Origin of the sequence: Roseinatronobacter bogoriensis DSM 18756, assembly GCF_004366635.1 — a bacterium.
In the GTDB taxonomy this organism is placed as follows: domain Bacteria; phylum Pseudomonadota; class Alphaproteobacteria; order Rhodobacterales; family Rhodobacteraceae; genus Roseinatronobacter; species Roseinatronobacter bogoriensis.
The window spans coordinates 946,826-965,684 of record NZ_SORN01000001.1; the positions used below are offsets into that span (position 1 = coordinate 946,826).

Sequence of the window (18,859 nt, forward strand, 5' to 3'; positions counted from 1 at the left end):
GGGCGACGTCTCGTCTCCGGTTTTGGGCTTTTGGCCCTTGCCGGAATGTGTGGCGGTGACCTCAAGGGAGGAGGAGGGGTCACCGTCGCATTCAGGCCTTTCAGGGAGGAGGAGGAGAAAGGCCCGAAACTCTTATTTTCCGTATGCAGCCTCGTAGGAGAGGCGCGAAATCATGGACCGGGAAATCCCGAGGTCATCTAACTCCCGCGTGCTGAGCTGGCTCAGCTCTGCATGGGTTTTATTGTATACGCGGCGGCGGCTGATTTTGTCGGTCATGCGCGCCATCAGGGACCCGAAACTGAAATTTCCGTCCAAACCGCTTAGATTTTCAACAGTGTGCGTCATCGTTACGCTACCTTCGACTTTGTGCGGCTATCTTTCCCGCGTTGAGTTGAAGATAACATTTTGCTGCGACTGCACAATGGAATTTGCTGCAATGCGGCTATGCGCTGACGTCATGTTTACGCTAGGTAATTTTTAAATTGCTTACCATTTGGTCAAACAGCGCATAAGGCGCTCAAAGCGCTTGCAGAAAACATGTAGCTTGGCATTCCGAACTGCCGGTCAGAGGGTTCTGCGCAGCAAGGCAGCGACTTCGGCCATCGTTTCGGCCGGAATTTGCGGCGGGGTGGTGAAGCTGTCTGGCCCCTCGCGCAAGTATGCGGCTGATGTGACATCATGCACGTGGTGCATGGGTACGACATGGGCATGGGCGTGGGGCACATGAATCCCGGTATAGAACATGGCGACCCGTTCTACCTGGTAAACCTGTTTCATGGCGCGGGCGATCTGTTGCGCGCATGTTGTCATCTGGGTTGCCAATGCCGGGGGCAGATCCTCGAACCAGACATGGTGTTCTTTCGGGATCACGAGGGCATGACCTTCACGGATGGGGTGCAAGTCCAGAAAGGCGAGGATATCGGCATCCTCATATATCTTGTATGCAGGAAGCTGGCCTGCGGCGATCTTGCAGAAAAGACAGTTTTCCAAGCGACCCTCCAAGAATTTTTTCTTTTTTGGCACAGCGATTGTTGCTGTGCAATTGAGTCGCAGATCCGCTTGTGGGCTTGCCGTTGGCGCAAAAATGGCCATGTTCCCCCGGAAAGATAAGGGGGAACACGCCATGACAGTAACACGCGAACATGTTTTGACCGCGCTTGAGAAAGTGGAACTGCCTGATGGCGGCACACTTGTCTCGCGCGATCTGGTGCGCGCGCTGATTGTTGACGAAGGGGCCGTGCGTTTTGTGATAGAGGCCGACAGCCCGGAAGCGGCACAGAAACTCGCCTCGGTGCGCAAGGCCGCAGAGGACGCCATTTCCGCGCTGCAAGGTGTGAACCGCGTGTCCGTCGCCCTGACCGCGCATGGCCCGGCGGCCAAATCGGACAAGGCTGCGCCCTCTCTGAAGTTGGGGCGGCATCCGACACAGCAACCTGACAAGCAGTCTGTACCGGGTGTGAAGAATATTATTGCGGTTGGCTCTGGCAAAGGAGGGGTCGGCAAATCAACCGTTGCTTCCAACCTTGCGGTTGCCCTGGCCCGGCATGGATTGCGCGTAGGGTTGCTGGATGCGGATATATATGGCCCTAGCCAGCCGCGTATGATGGGCGTAGACCGCAGGCCGGCATCGCCCGATGGCAAGTCCATCATTCCACTGAAGGCGCATGGTGTCACCATGATCTCAATCGGGCTGATGCTGAAAGAAGATGACGCCGTGATCTGGCGCGGGCCGATGCTGATGGGGGCCTTGCAGCAGCTTTTGACACAGGTGGAATGGGGCGCGCTGGATGTATTGATCGTCGATATGCCGCCGGGCACAGGTGATATTCAACTGACGCTGTGTTCCAAATTCGACGTGCGTGGCGCGATTGTCGTATCCACGCCGCAAGATGTGGCCTTGCTGGATGCGCGCAAGGCATTGCGGGCGTTCCACACCTTGAAAACACCTGTCCTTGGCCTGATCGAGAATATGTCCACCTTCATCTGTCCCAAATGCGGCCACGAGGAGCATATCTTCGGGGAAGGCGGTGTGCGACTTGAGGCCGAGAAGCAGGGGCTTTCGTTTTTGGGCGAGTTGCCCCTGAGCGTGGAGGTGCGCCTTGCAGGCGATGGGGGCGTTCCTGTCGCGGCAACTGACAGCCCGGTTGCGAAAGCCTATGAGCGTATGGCGGCACGGGTGATCGAGAGTCTTTAGTCTGGAAGCGTCTGCAACCTTGCCCACGATCAACGCCATGGAATCTCATGGCACCCGCTGATGGTGGTCGCCGGGATTTCATGGTCCGCATTGGAAATTCCGTTCACGAGACCCTCTTTGCCGAATCACTGCGCTGTGATTCGGCGTGATTCGAAGCTCACAGCGATGTTTTTGCGGCCTTGGCTGCGAGTCTCGAATATTTTCGGCACAAAAACCGTTGCTCATTAGCAACATTCTGCCTGTTTACGCGATAGCGTTGGAATTTTATGGTCTGGAGTTTTGTGCCCGTGCGCGGAATTCAGGTTAACCCTATTTTGGTCAGTTCTAAATTTGTTCTCACAACATATAGCTATATTCTAGCTACACGCGCCGGATTTTGTGGCTGAATCTTCACCGCATGGCTCTTGGGGTGGGTGGATGTCATGATCTTTTTTCTTGATGACCATGAAGTTCCATGTCATTCCGGTTAGCAAGATAAACGGGCAGCACGGGGCAGCAAGACCCCAACCGAGGCAGACAATTCATACAGGCACCCGCTTTATCAAAGAAGAAAATAGATCCGGCGCGCTCGCGAGCAGCATCCCCCTCCTTCCCCCAAGGAGCGAGCGCCAACCGGGCACCCAGCGATGGGACAGTCGGCGGATCGAGCACTGGCAGCAGCTCGATCCGCCGTTTTCATTTGCGCCGACCCAATCCCGGGCGCGGCATTGATTAAAGGACCGCCGGGCAGTGGCACGCAGGTTCAGAAGCACGTTTCACCAGAAGGTGGATGGAAAGGGCCGCGTCTCGGTCCCTGCCTCCTTCCGGCGTGTGATTGAACAGGGCGACCCGGATTGGAAAGAGGGCCTGCGCCCCAACTTCATCATCGTGGCCGGGCTGGAATATCAGAAACGTCTGGATTGTTTCACCATCACCGCAATGGAAGAGATCGAGGACCGCATTGATATGATGCAGCCCGGATCCTCCGAGCGCAGCCTGATGGAACTGACCTATCACGCCAATTCCATCGAGGCGCAGATTGACGAAGACGGGCGTATCATTCTGCCCAATTATCTGCGCGAGAAGTTGGAGCTAGACGCAGATGAAAAGGCCCGCTTTATGGGGCGCAACGACCATTTCCAGATCTGGAAAGAAGCCACTTTCGAGGCAACCTACAGTTCCCAGACCGAGAACCTGATGATGGGCAAAGGCCCTGATTATGATCCGCGAGTCCTGTTGCCCAATCCGTCGCGCAGTCCGCGCCTTGATCCATGATGTCCAGCAATTCCGATAGCCCGCATATACCTGTCCTGCTTGACCCCATTCTTGCGCATCTTGCGCCGATAACCGGGGTCTGGCTGGATGGCACGCTGGGCGCTGGCGGTTATGCGCGCGCCCTGCTGGAGGCAGGGGCGGATCAGGTGATCGGGCTGGACCGTGACCCGCTGGCGCTGCAAATGGCCGAGGGCTGGGCGGCGGCCTATGGGGAACGGATAAGGTTGGTCGCAGGAAATTTCGCCCAGCTTGACCAACATGCCGGCGGTCAGGTTGATGGCGTTGTGCTGGACCTTGGTGTGTCTTCCATGCAGTTGGACCAGGCCGAGCGCGGCTTTTCTTTTGCCAAGGATGGCCCGTTGGATATGCGCATGTCGCAAGAGGGCCTGTCTGCGCGTGATCTGGTCAATGATCTGGATGAGGGGGAACTTGCCGATATTCTGTATCATTTCGGCGAGGAACGGGCGTCACGCCGGATAGCGCGTGCGATTGCGCGCGCACGTCAGGACGCGCCGATTGAAACAACGCTGACGCTTGCGGCGATTGTCAGCGGCTGCCTGCCAAGGCCGAAACCGGGCCAAAGCCACCCCGCCACGCGTAGCTTTCAGGCGTTGCGGATCGCCGTCAATGCCGAGTTTGATGCCCTTGTTGCAGGACTGGAAGCGGCCGAGCGCGCCCTTAAACCCGGCGGAAAGCTGGCCGTTGTCAGCTTTCATTCGATGGAAGATCGTGTCGTCAAACGTTTTCTGGCCGCGCGTGCGGGGCAGGGCGGGCGTGCCAACCGGTTTGCACCCGAAGCCCCGACCGAAGCGCCGCGGTTTCGCCTGATAGAGCGGCGCGGCGTGAGTGCGGATGCCGAAGAACTTGCCCGGAACCCGCGCGCGCGCTCTGCCCGGCTGCGCATGGCGGAACGTCTGGACGGCCCGGCAGAACCTGTTGATCGGCAAATTCTGGGGCTTCCCCGTTTGACACTGGAAAGATCAAGGTGAGGTAGGAATGAGAAGTCTGCTGTATCTGTGCACGGCGCTGGGAGTGATCGCTCTGGCTGCGTGGGCATATCGTGAGAATCACATGACCCAGCAGGCCATGAATGCGCAAAGGGCGCTGGAAAGAGAAATCGTCGCACTGAACGAGGCGCTCAGCATTCAGCGCGCGGAATGGGCTTACCTGAATCGGCCTGACCGTCTGCGTGAACTGGTCGATCTGAATTTCGAGCGGTTGAAGCTGGTGCCGATCACCGGCACCCATTTTGGTGAAATCGGTCAGGTGGCCTACCCCATGCCGGCGGCCCGTACAGACGTGTTTGATACGATTGAACTATCGGGAGAGATTGAGCAGCTATCGGCCTATGCAGAGGAGGTGCTGCCATGATCCGTACCCCCTTACGCCCGCTGGCCCGCGTCTTGCGCGCGCGGGAAACAGGCGAAAACCCGGACCTGATTGAGCGTGAAAACCGCAGGTTGCGGCAGGAAGCGGCGCGCGATCAGGCGCGCGGTCGGGCAGAGACACGCTTGCTTGCGGTCGCGCTGATGTTCATGTGTGCCTTTGTTGTCCTTGGCGCGCGCATGGGCCTGTTGGCCGCGACCGAGCCGCTGGAGCTGGCGCGTGGCCTGCCAGAAGATATTTCCAGCGCACGCGCGGATATTCTTGACCGTGAGGGCCGCGTGCTGGCAACCAATCTGAGCACGCATGCGCTGTATGCTGAAACGCATCGTATGGTTGACCCCGAAGGCGCGGCCCATGCGCTGGCCGAGATTTTTCCTGATATTGATGCGCAGCGCATGGCCGCCCGCTTCACCGATCCAAACCGGCGATTCGCATGGATCAGAACGCGGTTGTCGCCCGAACAGATGCAAGCGGTGCATGATATCGGCGAGCCGGGCTTGCTATTCGCCCCGCGCGAGATGCGGCTTTATCCAAATGGCCGCATGGCCGCCCATGTTCTGGGGGGCGCGACGTTCGGGCAACAAGGTGTGCGCGCCGCCGAGGTGATCGGTGTTGCCGGAACAGAGTTGTTTTTTGACGAACGGCTGCGCGACCCGGCGCAGATTGACCAGCCCTTGCAGTTGTCGCTTGACCTGACGGTGCAAGCGACCGTTACCGAAGTGCTTGAGGGCGGCAAGCAGATGCTGAACGCGCACGGCGCAACCGCGGTGTTGATGGATGTCTTCACCGGTGAAGTGATCAGCCTTGTCTCGCTGCCTGATTTCGACCCAAATAACCGGCCTGCGCCACCTACTGAAGGGGAACCGGCGGACAGCCCGTTGTTCAACCGTGCGGTGCAGGGGTATTACGAGTTGGGGTCGGTCATGAAAGCCTTTGCCGTCGCGCAGGGGCTGGATGAGGGGTTTGTCACGCCCGACTCGATCATCGACACGCGCGGTCCGCTGACATGGGGGCGCTTTCGTATTCGCGATTTCCGCAACTACGGGCCTGAACTGTCGGTCAAGGATGTGATGGTCAAATCGTCCAATATCGGGACAGCGCGGATCATGCAGTCCATCGGGGCAGAGCGGCAGCAGGAATTCCTGCGCAAATTCGGTCTGCTGGACACGATGCCGCTGGAACTGGCGGAAGCCGCGCGTGCGCGACCGCTTCTGCCTGACCGCTGGTCAGACCTGTCGGTGATGACCATTTCCTACGGGCATGGCATGTCCACCAGCCCGCTGGCACTGGCGGCAGGCTATGCTGCGCTTGTCAATGGCGGGCGTAAGGTGACGCCAACCTTGCTGCGTCAGGACAGGGTGCAAACGGGGCCGCAGATCATATCTGAGCGTACGTCAGAGCAGAAAAAGGTCATGTTGCATCAGGTTGTGCAGGAAGGCACCGCCTCTTTCGCGCGCATTTCCGGCTATCCGGTCGGGGGCAAGACCGGTTCAGCCGACAAGCCCAATCCGCGGGGGGGCGGCTACAAGAAAGATGCTGTGCTCGCGACCTTTGCTAGCGTCTTTCCCGCACATGAGCCGCGCTATGTGCTGGTTGTCACACTGGACGAGCCGGTTGACACCACCGGGCCAGAGCCGCGCCGCACTGCCGGTTGGACAGCCGTTCCCGTTTCGGCAGAGATCACGCGTCGCGTAGCCCCACTACTTGGTCTGCGCCCTGTCTCGCTGGATGTCGCAAATGCCACATTGGGCCTTGCCAGATAAGCACAGGGCCATTGAACACGCAGTCCAAACTGGGGTAACAGGCGCTACCCCGATCTTGTAGGCAAGGAGAGCCAGCGCGTGACCGATCTGCCCCCCCGTCCGCTCTCGGCCCTGGGTCTTAGCCCCAGTCGCGGCGGGAACGCTGTTGTCACGGGTCTGGCCATTGACAGCCGCCAGATCAAAGAAGGTGGCTTATTCGCCGCGCTTCCCGGCAGTCGTGTGCATGGCGCAGAGTTTATCACCTATGCCTTGCGCATGGGCGCATCTGCCATTCTGACGGACCGCGAAGGTGCCGAGATTGCAAGCGATGTGCTGGCGGGCGCTGATGTGGCTTTGGTCTTGGCCGAAGACCCACGTGCGGCGCTTGCCGGTGCGGCTGCGCTTTGGTTTGGCGCACAACCAGAGAAGATGGTTGCGGTGACAGGCACCAATGGCAAGACATCTGTCGCCAGTTTTACCCGCCAGATCTGGGCGCATCTGGGCCATGAGGCTGCGAATATCGGGACCACCGGGATTGAGGGGGCCTATTCTGCCCCTCTCGCACATACGACCCCTGACCCGATCACCCTGCACCGCTTGCTGGCCGATATGGCGCGATCCGGCGTCACACATGCCGCGATGGAAGCCTCTTCCCACGGGCTGGATCAGCGCAGGCTTGATGGGGTAAGGCTATGCGCGGCCGCCTTTACAAACCTGACGCAGGACCATCTGGATTATCACGCCACAATGGCCGCATATCAGGCTGCCAAAGCGCAGCTTTTTGACCGCGTGCTGCCCGATGACGGAGTGGCGGTGATTAACACAGATGATCCTTCCGGCGCGTCATTTCTGGAAATTGCAGAGATGCGTGGTCAGGGTACGCTGACGATTGGCCATGATGAAGACGCCGACATCCGTATTCTGGGGCAACGATTTGATGCCGCCGGACAGGTTTTACGCTTTTCTTATGATGGGCGTGTGTATCAAGAGCATCTGCCCCTGATTGGCGGGTTTCAGGCCGAAAATGTTCTGGCTGCGGTCGGGCTGGTGCTGGCCTGTGGTGCCGATATGCGAGAGGTGGCAATGCGCCTGTCGCGGCTGGAGGGGGTGCGCGGGCGGATGCAGCTTGCGGGCACCCGCGCCAATAGCGCCCCGGTTTTTGTTGATTACGCCCATACCCCGGCGGCGCTAGAAGTCGCGCTTCAGGCCTTGCGCCCGCATGTGATGGGGCGGCTTCTTGTTGTCTTTGGTGCAGGCGGTGACCGCGACCGCACCAAGCGGCCCTTGATGGGCAAGGCGGCTGCTGAAAATGCCGATGTGGTCTATGTGACCGACGACAACCCGCGCTCCGAAGATCCCGCTGTCATTCGCAATGAAATCTTGCTGGCCTGTCCCGAAGCGAATGAAGTCGGCGACCGGGCAGAGGCGATCTTGCGCGCGGTCGATGCTTTGGGGCCGGGCGATGCGCTTTTGATTGCGGGCAAAGGTCATGAAACCGGACAGATCGTCGGTGACACGGTCTATCCCTTTGATGATGTCGAGCAGGCCTCTGTGGCCATCGCCGCGCTGGAGGCCCGCGCATGAGCTTATGGAGTGCACAGGACGCGGCACAGGCGACGGGTGGGCGCGCAACGTCAGACTGGCACGCAAGCGGCATTTCGATTGATACGCGCAGCCTGCAACCGGGCGATCTGTTTGTTGCGCTGAGTGCAGCGCGCGACGGGCATGAATTTGTCGCGCAAGCCTTTGAAAAAGGGGCTGCGGCTGCGCTTGTATCGCACCATCCCGAAGGCGTGGCCGCGGATGCACCGCTTCTGATCGTGCCAGATGTCATGGCAGCGCTGACGGCGCTTGGTGCGGCTGGTCGTGCGCGCGCCAAGGCCCGTGTCATCGCCGTGACAGGGTCTGCGGGTAAGACATCGACCAAGGAAATGCTCCGCGAGATGCTGTCCGATTTCGGCCAGACACATGCCGCCGAGGCAAGTTTCAACAACCATTGGGGGGTGCCGATCACTCTGGCGCGGCTGGACCCTGCGGCGGATTTTGCCGTGATCGAAATCGGAATGAACCATCCCGGCGAGATCGCGCCACTTGCCTGCCTTGCGCAACCGCATCTCGCCATGATCACCACAATCGCGGCGGCACATCTTGAAGCCTTTGACGATCTTGATGGAATTGCCCATGAGAAAGCCAGTATCTTCAAGGGGCTAACACCCGGTGGTGATGCTGTGTATCCGTGTGACCTGCCCACCAGCCCCATCCTCGAAGCTGCGGCGCAGCAGGCGGGCGCGACACTCTACCCGTTCGGGGCGGGGGCTGATCTGGTTCGCATGCATGACATGACCCAGACCGAGACAGCCCTTGTCATGCGCGCCCAGATTGGTGACACGCGTCTGGCGGTCCGTCTGGCCAATTCCGGTGCGCATTTCGGGATGAATGCATTGGGGTGTCTTGCCGTTGCCCAAGCGCTTGGGCTTGATCTGGTGCGTGCGGCCATGGCGCTGGGCCGATGGCAGCCCCCCTCCGGGCGTGGGCTGCGCGAAACCATCACGCTGGACGCAGTTGAACAGTTGCATTTCACCCTGATTGACGATGCGTTCAATGCAAATCCGGCATCTGTCGAAGCGGCGCTGGATCTTCTGGCCTCACTGAAACCAGCGCGTGCCCAATCGGGGCAACCGGGGCGCCGGATCGCGATTCTGGGTGATATGCTGGAACTCGGGCCACAGGAAGCCGCCCTTCACAAGGCGATTGGCGACCTGCCCGCCATGAGTGGTGTTGATCTGGTGCATTGTGTGGGGCCGCGCATGGCAGCGCTGCATGCCAGTCTGCCACAACGCAAACGCGGGCGGCTGGTGACACAAGCTGACGATCTGGCGCGCATTGTCCATATGCTTGTCTCACCGGGTGATATTGTTTTGGTGAAAGGGTCCAAATCCAGCTTCGTATCGCGGGTGGTGGACCGTCTGCGCAATCTTGATGTGAAGATGCGCAACGCAAAGGAAAAGTAGAACATGTTTTTTTGGTTGACCGAACTTGCCGATACTGTTCCGGGCTTCAATCTGTTTCGGTATATTACCTTCCGGGCGGGTGCGGCGTTTCTGACAGCTTTGGTGTTCGGTTTCATTTTCGGCAAGCCCCTGATCAACATGTTGCGCCGCCGCCAGAGCAATGGCCAGCCTATTCGCGAAGACGGGCCCGAAAGCCATCTTCTGACCAAGACCGGCACGCCCACAATGGGCGGGCTTCTGATCCTGTCTGCGCTGACCTTGTCAACGCTGCTTTGGGCGCGGCTGGACAATGGCTATGTCTGGATTGTGTTGCTTGTCACGGTGGGCTTCGGCCTGATCGGGTTTGCGGATGACCTGTCCAAAGTCTCGAAGGGCAATGTGAAAGGCGTGCCAGCAAAAGTCCGGTTGCTGATGGGCACCACGATCGGAATCGCTGCGGCTGTGGCGGCCATGTATCTGCACCCGACAGAATTGACAGGCCAGCTTGCCGTGCCGGTATTCAAGGAGGTGCTGGTCAATATGGGCTGGTTCTTCGTGCCCTTTGCCGCCTTTGTTATCCTCGGGGCCGCCAATGCCGTGAATCTGACAGATGGTCTGGATGGTCTGGCAATCATGCCAGTGATGATCGCGGCGGGCACGCTCGGGGTGATTGCCTATGCCGTCGGGCGGGTCGACTTCACCTCATATCTGGATGTCCATTACGTGCCGGGCGTGGGGGAGTTGCTGATCTTCGTTGCCGCGCTCTGTGGCGGCGGGCTGGGCTTTTTATGGTATAATGCCCCGCCTGCGGCCGTGTTCATGGGCGATACCGGCTCTCTCGCGCTCGGAGGCGCGCTGGGGGCGATTGCCGTGGTGATCAAGCATGAGATCGTTCTGGGTATTGTCGGCGGTATTTTCGTGGTCGAAACTTTGTCCGTCATCATTCAGGTGCTCTATTACAAACGCACCGGAAAGCGTGTCTTTCTGATGGCTCCGATTCACCATCATTTCGAAAAGAAGGGCTGGGCAGAACCACAGATCGTAATCCGGTTCTGGATCATTGCACTGGTCCTGGCGCTGATCGGACTGGCAACCCTGAAGATCCGCTGATCCTCATTTTCTTGCCGGAAATACTCCGGGGGTGCGGGGGCAGCGCCCCCGCCTGTGTCCGGATCAGCTTAGCCCGGCGCAGAATTTTTGTATCCGTGTGCAGGCTTCGCGCAGGGCCTCGTCAGAGGTTGCGTAGCTCACGCGGAAACAGGGCGATGTGCCAAAGGCCGCGCCAAAGACAACAGCGACGCCGGTTTCTTCCAGCAGTGCCGTTGCAAAGGCTTCATCATCGACGATCTTTGCGCCACCTGCCGATGTCTTGCCAATGCAGCCCGCAATCGACGGATAGACGTAAAACGCCCCTTCCGGCACCGGGCAGACAATCCCTTCAGCCGCGTTCAGCATGTCTACCACCAGGTCACGGCGGCGCTGAAAGGTCTTGTTGTTTTCGGCAATATAGTCTTGCGGGCCGTTCAGCGCCTCGACCGCCGCCCATTGGCTGACAGAGCAAGGGTTTGACGTGGATTGCGACTGGATCTTGCCCATGGCCTTGATCACCTCGACCGGCCCTGCCGCATAGCCGATCCGCCAGCCTGTCATCGCATAGGCTTTGGACACGCCATTGACTGTCAGGGTCCGCTCATACAATCCGGGTTCAACCTGAGCAGGTGTGCAGAATTTGAAATCGTCATAGACAAGGTGTTCATACATGTCATCGGACATGACCCAGACATGGGGGTGGCGCATCAGCACATCGGTCAGCGCCTTCAATTCGTCCCATGTGTACCCCGCGCCTGTCGGGTTGGAGGGAGAGTTGAAGATCAGCCACTTGGTTTTCGGGGTGATGGCGCCCTCCAGCGCCTCTGGTGTCAATTTATAGGCCGTTTCAGCTGTGGCTTCGGCAATCACCGGCTCGCCGCCTGCCAGCAGCACCATATCGGGGTAGCTGACCCAGTATGGCGCAGGGATCACCACCTCATCGCCTGCATTCAGCGTGGCCATCAGTGCGTTATACAGCACCTGCTTGCCGCCGGTGCCGATGGTCACCTGTGCGGGCGAATAGTCCAGCCCGTTGTCGCGTTTGAATTTCGCGCAGATGGCCTTTTTCAACTCGGGAATACCATCGACAGCGGTATATTTCGTTTTCCCTGCATCAATGGCCGCTTTTGCCGCGTCCTTGATGTTCTGGGGCGTGTCAAAATCAGGCTCACCAGCGCCGAGTCCGATCACATCGCGGCCCTCGGCTTTCAGTTCGGCTGCCTTGGTTGTGACAGCGATGGTCGGCGAAGGCTTCACGCGGGATAATGTGTCAGACAGGAAGGCCATGAGGGAAACTCCAGTTTGTAACTCGGGCGTGCATTCCATATGGTGCGACATGCAGCCATTCAAGCATAATAAAATCGGGAAGGATGCGATATGACAGATACACCTCAAGTTTCGGACAGCGCCGAGGTGACGGATTGGTTTTCAGGCGACCATGCCACATTCGGGGACAGGCTGACGGCCGCGCGGGATGCGCAAGGCCTAAGTCAGGCCCAGCTTGCCCGCCGTCTGGGGGTAAAGCTGAAAACCGTGCAGGGTTGGGAAAACGACTCCTCTGAACCGCGTGCGAATAAATTGCAGATGGTGGCGGGGCTGCTGAATGTCTCCATTCGCTGGCTGCTGACGGGTGAGGGGGACGGTGTGCCGGAACCTGCCTCAACCGAGGAGCTGGCCGAGGGCGCGCAGGCGCTTCTCAAGGACGTACAGCAGATGCGTGCACAGATGACCCAGCTTGCGACACGCATGGGCAAGGCGGAGAAGCAATTGCGGCTGATCCTGAAAGAGGCGTTCTGAGCATGGAGGTTTCGCCACAAGAGGCGCGTTTGAAAAAACTGCATATGCGGTCATGGCGGAGGGGCATGAAGGAAATGGACCTGATCCTTGGCCCCTATGCCGATGCGCATATTGGGCAACTCGGCCCCGACGAGCTCGATGCCTATGAGCGGTTGTTGGATGAAAACGATCAAGATCTGTATCTTTGGATCACGGGTACAAAGACACGCCCAGAGCGGCTTATGCCGTTGCTAGGAGAGATTGCGCGCGCAAGCGGGGTGGGGCGATAGCCTCCTACCCTGTTTGTCTATTGATGCGACCGATTTTATGCTGGCGGAGTGGGATGGCGGAGTGTTGGGATTGATCCACCACGCGCGGAGTCAACGGCGTCAGCCCGCCGCACATCGCTGCGCGGCTTCGCTACCCTAAGGTACTAAGTCTGTACCTATCGGCAGAAAAGCCGCGCAATACCGTCTAGAAAACCAATCCGTGACAGTGCCGTGGGCACAGACCTGCTAAGCGGCCACACACCTGTCCTGTGCCGTCAATGCCCCAGAATTTGGCTCAGGAACAGTTTGGTGCGGTCCGACTGGGGGTTGTTGAAGAACTCGCGCGGTTTGTTCTGTTCCACGATCTGCCCCTGATCCATGAAGATCACACGGTTTGCCACAGCCTGCGCAAAGCCCATCTCATGGGTCACGCACAGCATGGTCATCCCCTCTTCGGCCAGCGCGATCATGGTGTCCAGCACTTCCTTGATCATCTCGGGGTCAAGCGCAGATGTCGGTTCGTCAAACAGCATGATGCGCGGCTTCATGCACAGCGAGCGCGCAATTGCGACGCGCTGCTGCTGCCCGCCTGAGAGCTGTCCGGGATATTTCAGCGCCTGTTCGGGAATCTTGACCTTTTCCAGAAAATGCATTGCCGTTTCTTCGGCTTCGCGCTTGGGCACCTTGCGCACCCAGATTGGCGCAAGCGTGCAGTTTTCCAGGATGGTCAGATGCGGGAACAGGTTGAAATGCTGAAACACCATTCCGACTTCAGAGCGTACCTTGTCGATATTCTTCAGATCACCTGTCAATTCGGTGCCATCGACGATGATCTGTCCGGCCTGATGCTCTTCCAGCCGGTTGATGCAGCGGATCAGGGTGGATTTCCCGGAACCCGAGGGGCCGCAGATCACGATCCGTTCGCCACGATTGACGGTCATGTTGATGTCACGCAGCACGTGGAAAGACCCGTACCACTTGTTCATCGCCGTGATCTGGATCGCGACCTCGTCGGTCACTTTCATGGCGCTGGTGTCAATTTCGCGGTCGATGCCTGGATCAAGCTGAATCTCGGTCATGACAATATCCTTACCTGTGGTCGGTTTTCAGCTTGCGCTCCAGATACATGGAGTAGCGCGACATGCCGAAACAGAAGATGAAAAACAGCGCGGCGATGAAGATGAACAATTCCCAGTAAATCCCATTCCAGTTGGTATCCGCGCGGATGGCATTGGACAGACCAATCGGGTCCAGAAGGCCAATGAAGACGACCAGCGTTGTGTCTTTGAATAGGCCGATAAAAGTGTTCACAATGCCGGGGATCGAGATCTTGAGCGCCTGGGGCATGATGATCAGGCGCTGCGCCTTCCAGTAGTTCAGCCCCAGCGCATCGGCCGCTTCATACTGGCCCTTGGGCAGGGCTGCCAGCCCGCCCCGGATGACTTCGGCCATATAGGCCGAGGCGAAGAGCGTTACCATGATGATCACGCGCAAGATCAGGTCAAACGCACTTCCGGGCGGCAGGAAGTAGTTCAGCAGAAGCGATGCCGTGAACAGCAATGTAATCAGCGGCACACCGCGGATGAACTCGATCACGACGACGCAGACAGATTTCAGGAACACCATGTCTGACTGCCGCCCAAGTGCCAGCAAGATGCCGATGGGCAGTGATAGCGAAATGCCGGAGATGCCGATGATCAGCGAGATCAGGAACCCCCCAAACCTGTCAGAGCGCACAAACTCCAACCCAAGCGGCAGGATGCCACTCATGGTCTGATCGAATGCTCCAGCCGCGAAGGTCCACCAGAATACCGGCGCAAGAATGGCTGCGAAAACGGCGATCAAGGTGCTGACGCGCGCGACGATCAGATAGGCCAATATACCCGCGACAAAGCCCAATGCGACCGAGACAGGAAACCAGACCGACCCACCCCAGAGCAGGTGATAGGCGACGAAGGGATAGATGGCGGTAAAAAGCAATAGCTTGCGCGGCAGGGCCGTGAACAGAACAGGCGCCAGCGCGGCGAATAGCAGCGCAAGTGCAAGCACAGGCCGCCAGTAATGTTGCGGCGGATAGAAGCCAAACAGCAACTGATGCCAGCGATCCGTGATGACCGAGAAACAGGCGCCACTGGTGCCATCAAGGATGGCGCGGCATTCGGCAAGGGACCCTGCGGTCCAGACCGAATTCAGCAGCCAAGGCCCGATTGCGGCAAGCGCATACCAGACGATGAGCAAGGAAACGACAGTCAGAAAGGTATTGAGGACACCTGAAAACAGGTTCTCTCTCAGCCATTTCACAGCCCCCGCTTCGCGCGCCGGCGGGTCTGAGGGGGCGATCATTTCATTGCGCACAAAGGCGACGGTTTGGGCGTGGGTATCGCTCATCTCATCGCTCCTTCAGTTTGACGCGGGAATTGTAGACATTCATCAAACCCGAGATGGTCAGGCTGATTGCCAGATAGACAGCCATCAGCAATAGCATCCCCTCCAGCTCTCGACCGGTCTGGTTAATAGTGATTCCGCCAAGTGTAGAACGCAGGTCCATATACCCGACAGCCAGGCCAAGGGAGGTGTTCTTGGTCAGGTTCAGATATTGCGAAATCAGCGGCGGGATGATGACCCGCAAGGCTTGTGGCAGAATAACCAGCCGCATGGTTTTGCCGGGTTGCAGGCCAAGGGCAAAGGCCGCTTCGGTCTGACCCTTGCTTATGGCGAGGATACCACCGCGCACGATCTCTGCGATGAATGCGCCGGTATAGATGCCAAGCCCCAGCCACATTGCCAGAAATGAATTGCGCAGATGTGTCCCGCCCGCGAAATTGAAGCCGCGCAATTCCGGGTATTCAAGATAAGCGCCAAGGCCGATGAAAATCAGGATAACCGGCCCAAACAGAACGAGGATTGATTTCCACCATGTCTTGGGGCGGATGCCTGTCGCATTCTGGACGCGCGTGGCATGGGCAATAAGGTACTTGTTGGCAAATACCCCGGCGACCAGAACGGCAAGGATAAGCACCCAGTTCCATGAGGGCGAAATGGGGCCAAGGGGTAACACGCCCAGTTCGGTCGTGAACATGATGGCCGGAATATAGACGCCTCGATTGGTGATCGCGATGGCATCGAAAAGCATGCTCGATGCAGGATCATCACCCCGGAATGTCGAAGGCGCGGGCATGCTTTCGGCCATAACGGCGCCAAAAATCAGGATCCAGATCAGGGTCGGAATATTGCGGAAAATCTCGACATAGATCGTCACAAGCCGCGACACGATCCAGTTGCTGGACAGGCGCAACACACCGGCAAGCACACCCAGAATCGTCGCAAGGGCGCATCCCATGATCGCCAGAATGATCGTGTTCAGAAAACCGACCAGCGCTGCCCGGCCATGTGTCATCTGGCTGTTATATTCAATCGGGCGTTGGTTGATGTCGTAACCCGCAGACTGCCAGAGGAAATTGAAGCTGAATGTCCGCCCCAGCAGGCGCAGATTATTGATAACATTGTCGATGAGCCAGGCAGCGCCCAGCATCAACAGAAATAGCGCAAAGATCTGAATGGTGATAGAGCGGTAGCGCTGGTCGTAGAGCAGCATGCTTGGGTGAAAGGCCCGCTTCTTTGGCGCTGCTTCCGCCAAGCGCGGATCAGTTGTGCTAGACATGAAAGACCCCACTCATTGGCACGGTTGTTCCCGCGCCAGATGTCGCTGCTTCAACTTGATATTATTGAAAAAAACGCACCCCGTGATGGGGTGCGTATATTTTTCAGATCAGCGGAAAGGTGGTGCGTAAAGCAGGCCGCCTTGGGTCCACTGTGCATTCAGGCCACGGGCAAGACCGATCGGAGTCTGGTCGCCGATGGTGCTTGCAAACAGTTCGCCATAATTGCCAACCGCTGCGATGGCGCGCGCGGCCCATTCGTTGTCAAGACCGAACATTTCACCAAACCCGCCTTCGACACCGAGCAGGCGGTTGATTTCGGGGTTGTTGCTACCAGCCTTCAACTCTTCGACATTGGCCGATGTTACGCCCAGTTCTTCCGCTGCGATCAGCGCGAACAATGTCCACTGGACGATATCAGCCCATTGGTCATCGCCGTGGCGCACAACAGGGCCGAGAGGCTCTTTAGAGATGACCTCTGGCAGGATGGCGTGATCGCCCGGCTCTGCAAAGGCAGCACGGCTGGAGGCCAGTGCCGACACGTCAGTTGTGTAGACGTCACAAGCGCCGGCGAGATACTGCTGCTGGGCTTCGGCCGCTGTATCGACCGGCACCGGCTCGTAGCTCATGTTGTTGACGCGGAAATAGTCGGCAAGGTTCAATTCGGTTGTTGTCCCTGTCTCGATGCAGACAGTCGCACCATCCAGTTCCAGCGCCGAGCTGACGCCAAGATCACGTGTGACCATGAAGCCCTGACCGTCGTAGTAGTTGGTGCCGACAAATGTCAGGTTCAGGTCCACATCGCGCACAAAGGTCCATGTCGTGTTGCGTGCAAGGACATCTACCTCGCTGGATGCCAGCGCCGAGAAGCGGGTCTGGCTGGTCAGCGGAACAAAGGTCACAGCATTCGGGTCATTCAATACAGCCGCAGCAAGCGCGCGGCAAAAACCCACATCAAACCCTTGCCATACGCCATTGGCATCCGGTGCGCCGAAGCCGGCTTGGCCAGTGTTCGATCCGCAGATCAGTTCACCGCGATTCTGCACTGTTTCCAACGTCGTCTGGGCATGAGCCAGACCAGCGCTAAATGCCGCGGCGCTAAGTGCGCCGACGAATACAGTTTTTTTCATTTCAACCTCTCTGTTGTCGCCGCCTTTGCGGCGGTCTGCCCCGATTATCGGGAGATCGTGGGAGTTCCTGGCCAGCAGTATAAGTGTCTGGACGCGGTACTAGATTTGTCCCGATTCCTTAAACGAGGTCAAGTCAAGATTTGTTTTGAGGTTTGATGTTAGAGAAATCGCCGCTTTGTTGGGCGGCAATCGGGCTTTTGTTCTAAGTGACAGAAAAGCGAAGTGGATCCAACTGATCGGGCACGAATTCCTGTGCCCGAAGGTGGTAGGCCCGGAGGGACTCGAACCCCCAACCAAAGCGTTATGAGCGCTCTGCTCTAACCAATTGAGCTACAGGCCCGCCAGATGCGGTGCTAAGGGCAAAGCTGCGGGGCGTCAAGAGACCGCAGCATGCAGTTTTTCAGCGCGGTGAAAACTTTCCAATCGGTTTCTTGAGATAGCAGTTGCCGTCGGATTCGGGCGCAGGCAGGCGACCACCCCGTATATTGACCTGAAGGGCTTCAAGCATCCGTGCGGGCAGTTTCAGCGTCGCATCCCGTGCCTGTCGTGCCGCAAGGAATTCGTCCTTGCTGATCCCGTCCTTGACGTGGCGGTTGCACAATCTGTGTTCGGCGACAGTGGCCATATATTGCGGCGCATCGCCAGAAGCCGGGTAGTCATGCCCGATATAAAGCCGTGTTTGCGTAGGCAGTGCGAGGATCTCGCGAATGGAATTCCACAGGTCCAGCGCGTTGCCGCCCGGAAAATCTGCGCGGCTGGTGCCGGAGGGCGGCATCATCAGTGTGTCATGCACAAAGGCCGCATCCCCAGCGACATACGTGATAGAGGCAAGGGTATGACCCGGCGAAAACATTACCTTCACGGGGATTTCGCCAATCATGAATGTGTCACCTTCGGCAAACAGCCTGTCCCACTGGCTGCCATCGGTCGAGAGATCATCAGACAGGTTATACAGTTTCTTCCAGATTTTCTGAACCTCTGTCACCTTTTCGCCAATGCCATGCGGTGCGCCAAGTTTCTCTTTCAAGTATGGCCCGGCGCTGAAATGGTCGGCATGTGGATGTGTGTCCAGAATCCAGTCAATGGTCAGTTTTTCGGCCTGGACATAGTCCAGGATTTCATCTGCACTTTCTGTGGTGACGGCCCCGGCCTCTGGGTAATAGTTCCAGACCGGGTCAATGATTGCGCCGTGGCGGGTTTTGGGGTCGTGAAACACATATTGCAGGCTGCCGGTGGGGCGGTCAAAGAAGGCGCGCACGATGGGGGATGGCACTGATGACTCTCGCATGTTGATCCTCATTAATATAAATCTTTGAATATGAAATAGGCATTCATCTGAGTGCTTCAAGGGCTTGGCAGCTTGCCCTGCC

At 58.2% G+C, this 18,859-nt stretch carries 18 protein-coding genes and 1 tRNA gene; 10 read left to right on the forward strand and 9 right to left on the reverse strand.

Annotated features, from left to right (window positions below):
• Positions 1–132: 132 nt before the first annotated feature.
• Both EV660_RS04360 and EV660_RS04365 read right to left on the reverse strand, forming a co-directional pair.
• On the reverse strand, positions 133–345 hold the full coding sequence (locus tag EV660_RS04360) for a DUF1127 domain-containing protein (protein ID WP_100319177.1): 213 nt from the start codon (positions 343–345) through the stop codon (positions 133–135).
• Positions 346–564: 219 nt separating this feature from the next.
• Positions 565–990: an HIT family protein gene (locus EV660_RS04365; protein WP_071482212.1), complete on the reverse strand. Its 426-nt coding sequence runs from the start codon at positions 988–990 to the stop codon at positions 565–567.
• A 133-nt stretch (positions 991–1,123) separates the two neighbouring features.
• On the opposite strand from EV660_RS04365, the gene EV660_RS04370 reads away from it, so the two are divergent.
• The 8 genes from EV660_RS04370 (at position 1,124) to mraY (ending at position 10,676) form a co-directional block, all read left to right on the forward strand.
• On the forward strand, positions 1,124–2,194 hold the full coding sequence (locus tag EV660_RS04370; RefSeq protein WP_071482211.1) for an Mrp/NBP35 family ATP-binding protein: 1,071 nt from the start codon (positions 1,124–1,126) through the stop codon (positions 2,192–2,194).
• A 729-nt stretch (positions 2,195–2,923) separates the two neighbouring features.
• Positions 2,924–3,448 (forward strand): division/cell wall cluster transcriptional repressor MraZ, encoded by a 525-nt coding sequence (locus EV660_RS04375; RefSeq protein WP_084634955.1) that lies wholly within the window; start codon positions 2,924–2,926, stop codon positions 3,446–3,448.
• Positions 3,445–4,437: a 16S rRNA (cytosine(1402)-N(4))-methyltransferase RsmH gene (gene rsmH / locus EV660_RS04380; protein ID WP_071481245.1), complete on the forward strand. Its 993-nt coding sequence runs from the start codon at positions 3,445–3,447 to the stop codon at positions 4,435–4,437. The genes EV660_RS04375 and rsmH overlap by 4 nt, the downstream gene beginning before the upstream one ends.
• A 7-nt stretch (positions 4,438–4,444) precedes the next feature.
• A complete protein-coding gene (ftsL, locus tag EV660_RS04385; protein ID WP_071481244.1) occupies positions 4,445–4,819 on the forward strand; it encodes a cell division protein FtsL in 375 nt (124 codons plus the stop codon).
• Positions 4,816–6,597 carry a peptidoglycan D,D-transpeptidase FtsI family protein gene (locus EV660_RS04390; protein ID WP_071481243.1) on the forward strand — a complete coding sequence of 594 codons (1,782 nt, stop codon included), beginning with the start codon at positions 4,816–4,818 and terminating at the stop codon, positions 6,595–6,597. The genes ftsL and EV660_RS04390 overlap by 4 nt, the downstream gene beginning before the upstream one ends.
• Positions 6,598–6,684: 87 nt before the next feature.
• Entirely contained in the window at positions 6,685–8,160 is a 1,476-nt protein-coding gene (locus tag EV660_RS04395) for a UDP-N-acetylmuramoyl-L-alanyl-D-glutamate--2,6-diaminopimelate ligase (RefSeq protein WP_071482210.1), read from the forward strand.
• Positions 8,157–9,587, forward strand: coding sequence for a UDP-N-acetylmuramoyl-tripeptide--D-alanyl-D-alanine ligase (locus EV660_RS04400; RefSeq protein WP_071481242.1), 1,431 nt, complete (start codon positions 8,157–8,159; stop codon positions 9,585–9,587). The genes EV660_RS04395 and EV660_RS04400 overlap by 4 nt, the downstream gene beginning before the upstream one ends.
• Positions 9,588–9,590: 3 nt before the next feature.
• The gene (gene mraY, locus EV660_RS04405) at positions 9,591–10,676 is read left to right on the forward strand and encodes a phospho-N-acetylmuramoyl-pentapeptide-transferase (protein WP_071481241.1); all 1,086 of its coding nucleotides are present in this window, start codon (positions 9,591–9,593) and stop codon (positions 10,674–10,676) included.
• 63 nt (positions 10,677–10,739) lie between these two features.
• On the opposite strand, the gene EV660_RS04410 is transcribed toward mraY, so the two are convergent.
• A complete protein-coding gene (locus EV660_RS04410) occupies positions 10,740–11,942 on the reverse strand; it encodes a pyridoxal phosphate-dependent aminotransferase (protein WP_071481240.1) in 1,203 nt (400 codons plus the stop codon).
• Positions 11,943–12,032: 90 nt separating this feature from the next.
• On the opposite strand from EV660_RS04410, the gene EV660_RS04415 reads away from it, so the two are divergent.
• Positions 12,033–12,452 (forward strand): helix-turn-helix domain-containing protein, encoded by a 420-nt coding sequence (locus EV660_RS04415; protein ID WP_071481239.1) that lies wholly within the window; start codon positions 12,033–12,035, stop codon positions 12,450–12,452.
• Positions 12,453–12,496: 44 nt separating this feature from the next.
• Positions 12,497–12,721, forward strand: coding sequence for a succinate dehydrogenase assembly factor 2 (locus tag EV660_RS04420; RefSeq protein WP_342773509.1), 225 nt, complete (start codon positions 12,497–12,499; stop codon positions 12,719–12,721).
• Between the two features lie 254 nt (positions 12,722–12,975).
• Here the strand turns inward: EV660_RS04420 and EV660_RS04425 are convergent, their stop codons facing one another.
• The 6 genes from EV660_RS04425 to EV660_RS04450 all read right to left on the reverse strand — a co-directional run bounded on the left by EV660_RS04425 (position 12,976) and on the right by EV660_RS04450 (position 18,777).
• A complete protein-coding gene (locus EV660_RS04425) occupies positions 12,976–13,779 on the reverse strand; it encodes an amino acid ABC transporter ATP-binding protein (protein ID WP_071481237.1) in 804 nt (267 codons plus the stop codon).
• A 10-nt stretch (positions 13,780–13,789) separates the two neighbouring features.
• Entirely contained in the window at positions 13,790–15,088 is a 1,299-nt protein-coding gene (locus EV660_RS04430) for an amino acid ABC transporter permease (protein WP_071481236.1), read from the reverse strand.
• A 1-nt stretch (position 15,089) separates the two neighbouring features.
• Positions 15,090–16,361, reverse strand: a complete 1,272-nt coding sequence (locus EV660_RS04435) for an amino acid ABC transporter permease (RefSeq protein ID WP_071481235.1) — start codon at positions 16,359–16,361, stop codon at positions 15,090–15,092.
• Positions 16,362–16,469: 108 nt separating this feature from the next.
• Entirely contained in the window at positions 16,470–17,489 is a 1,020-nt protein-coding gene (locus EV660_RS04440; protein WP_071481234.1) for an amino acid ABC transporter substrate-binding protein, read from the reverse strand.
• A 263-nt stretch (positions 17,490–17,752) separates the two neighbouring features.
• Positions 17,753–17,829, reverse strand: a tRNA-Ile gene (locus EV660_RS04445).
• Positions 17,830–17,889: 60 nt separating this feature from the next.
• Positions 17,890–18,777 carry an MBL fold metallo-hydrolase gene (locus EV660_RS04450; RefSeq protein ID WP_071482209.1) on the reverse strand — a complete coding sequence of 296 codons (888 nt, stop codon included), beginning with the start codon at positions 18,775–18,777 and terminating at the stop codon, positions 17,890–17,892.
• Positions 18,778–18,859 lie beyond the last annotated feature (82 nt).

Excerpts from the sequence above, each read along its gene's own strand:
- EV660_RS04360 (WP_100319177.1), bottom strand. The coding sequence starts at position 345 with ATGACGCACACTGTTGAAAATCTAAGCGGTTTGGACGGAAATTTCAGT.
- EV660_RS04370 (WP_071482211.1), top strand. The coding sequence starts at position 1,124 with ATGACAGTAACACGCGAACATGTTTTGACCGCGCTTGAGAAAGTGGAA.
- rsmH (WP_071481245.1), top strand. The coding sequence starts at position 3,445 with ATGATGTCCAGCAATTCCGATAGCCCGCATATACCTGTCCTGCTTGAC.
- ftsL (WP_071481244.1), top strand. The coding sequence starts at position 4,445 with ATGAGAAGTCTGCTGTATCTGTGCACGGCGCTGGGAGTGATCGCTCTG.
- EV660_RS04390 (WP_071481243.1), top strand. The coding sequence starts at position 4,816 with ATGATCCGTACCCCCTTACGCCCGCTGGCCCGCGTCTTGCGCGCGCGG.
- EV660_RS04400 (WP_071481242.1), top strand. The coding sequence starts at position 8,157 with ATGAGCTTATGGAGTGCACAGGACGCGGCACAGGCGACGGGTGGGCGC.
- mraY (WP_071481241.1), top strand. The coding sequence starts at position 9,591 with ATGTTTTTTTGGTTGACCGAACTTGCCGATACTGTTCCGGGCTTCAAT.
- EV660_RS04410 (WP_071481240.1), bottom strand. The coding sequence starts at position 11,942 with ATGGCCTTCCTGTCTGACACATTATCCCGCGTGAAGCCTTCGCCGACC.
- EV660_RS04415 (WP_071481239.1), top strand. The coding sequence starts at position 12,033 with ATGACAGATACACCTCAAGTTTCGGACAGCGCCGAGGTGACGGATTGG.
- EV660_RS04420 (WP_342773509.1), top strand. The coding sequence starts at position 12,497 with ATGCGGTCATGGCGGAGGGGCATGAAGGAAATGGACCTGATCCTTGGC.
- EV660_RS04425 (WP_071481237.1), bottom strand. The coding sequence starts at position 13,779 with ATGACCGAGATTCAGCTTGATCCAGGCATCGACCGCGAAATTGACACC.
- EV660_RS04430 (WP_071481236.1), bottom strand. The coding sequence starts at position 15,088 with ATGAGCGATACCCACGCCCAAACCGTCGCCTTTGTGCGCAATGAAATG.
- EV660_RS04435 (WP_071481235.1), bottom strand. The coding sequence starts at position 16,361 with ATGTCTAGCACAACTGATCCGCGCTTGGCGGAAGCAGCGCCAAAGAAG.
- EV660_RS04440 (WP_071481234.1), bottom strand. The coding sequence starts at position 17,489 with ATGAAAAAAACTGTATTCGTCGGCGCACTTAGCGCCGCGGCATTTAGC.
- EV660_RS04450 (WP_071482209.1), bottom strand. The coding sequence starts at position 18,777 with ATGCGAGAGTCATCAGTGCCATCCCCCATCGTGCGCGCCTTCTTTGAC.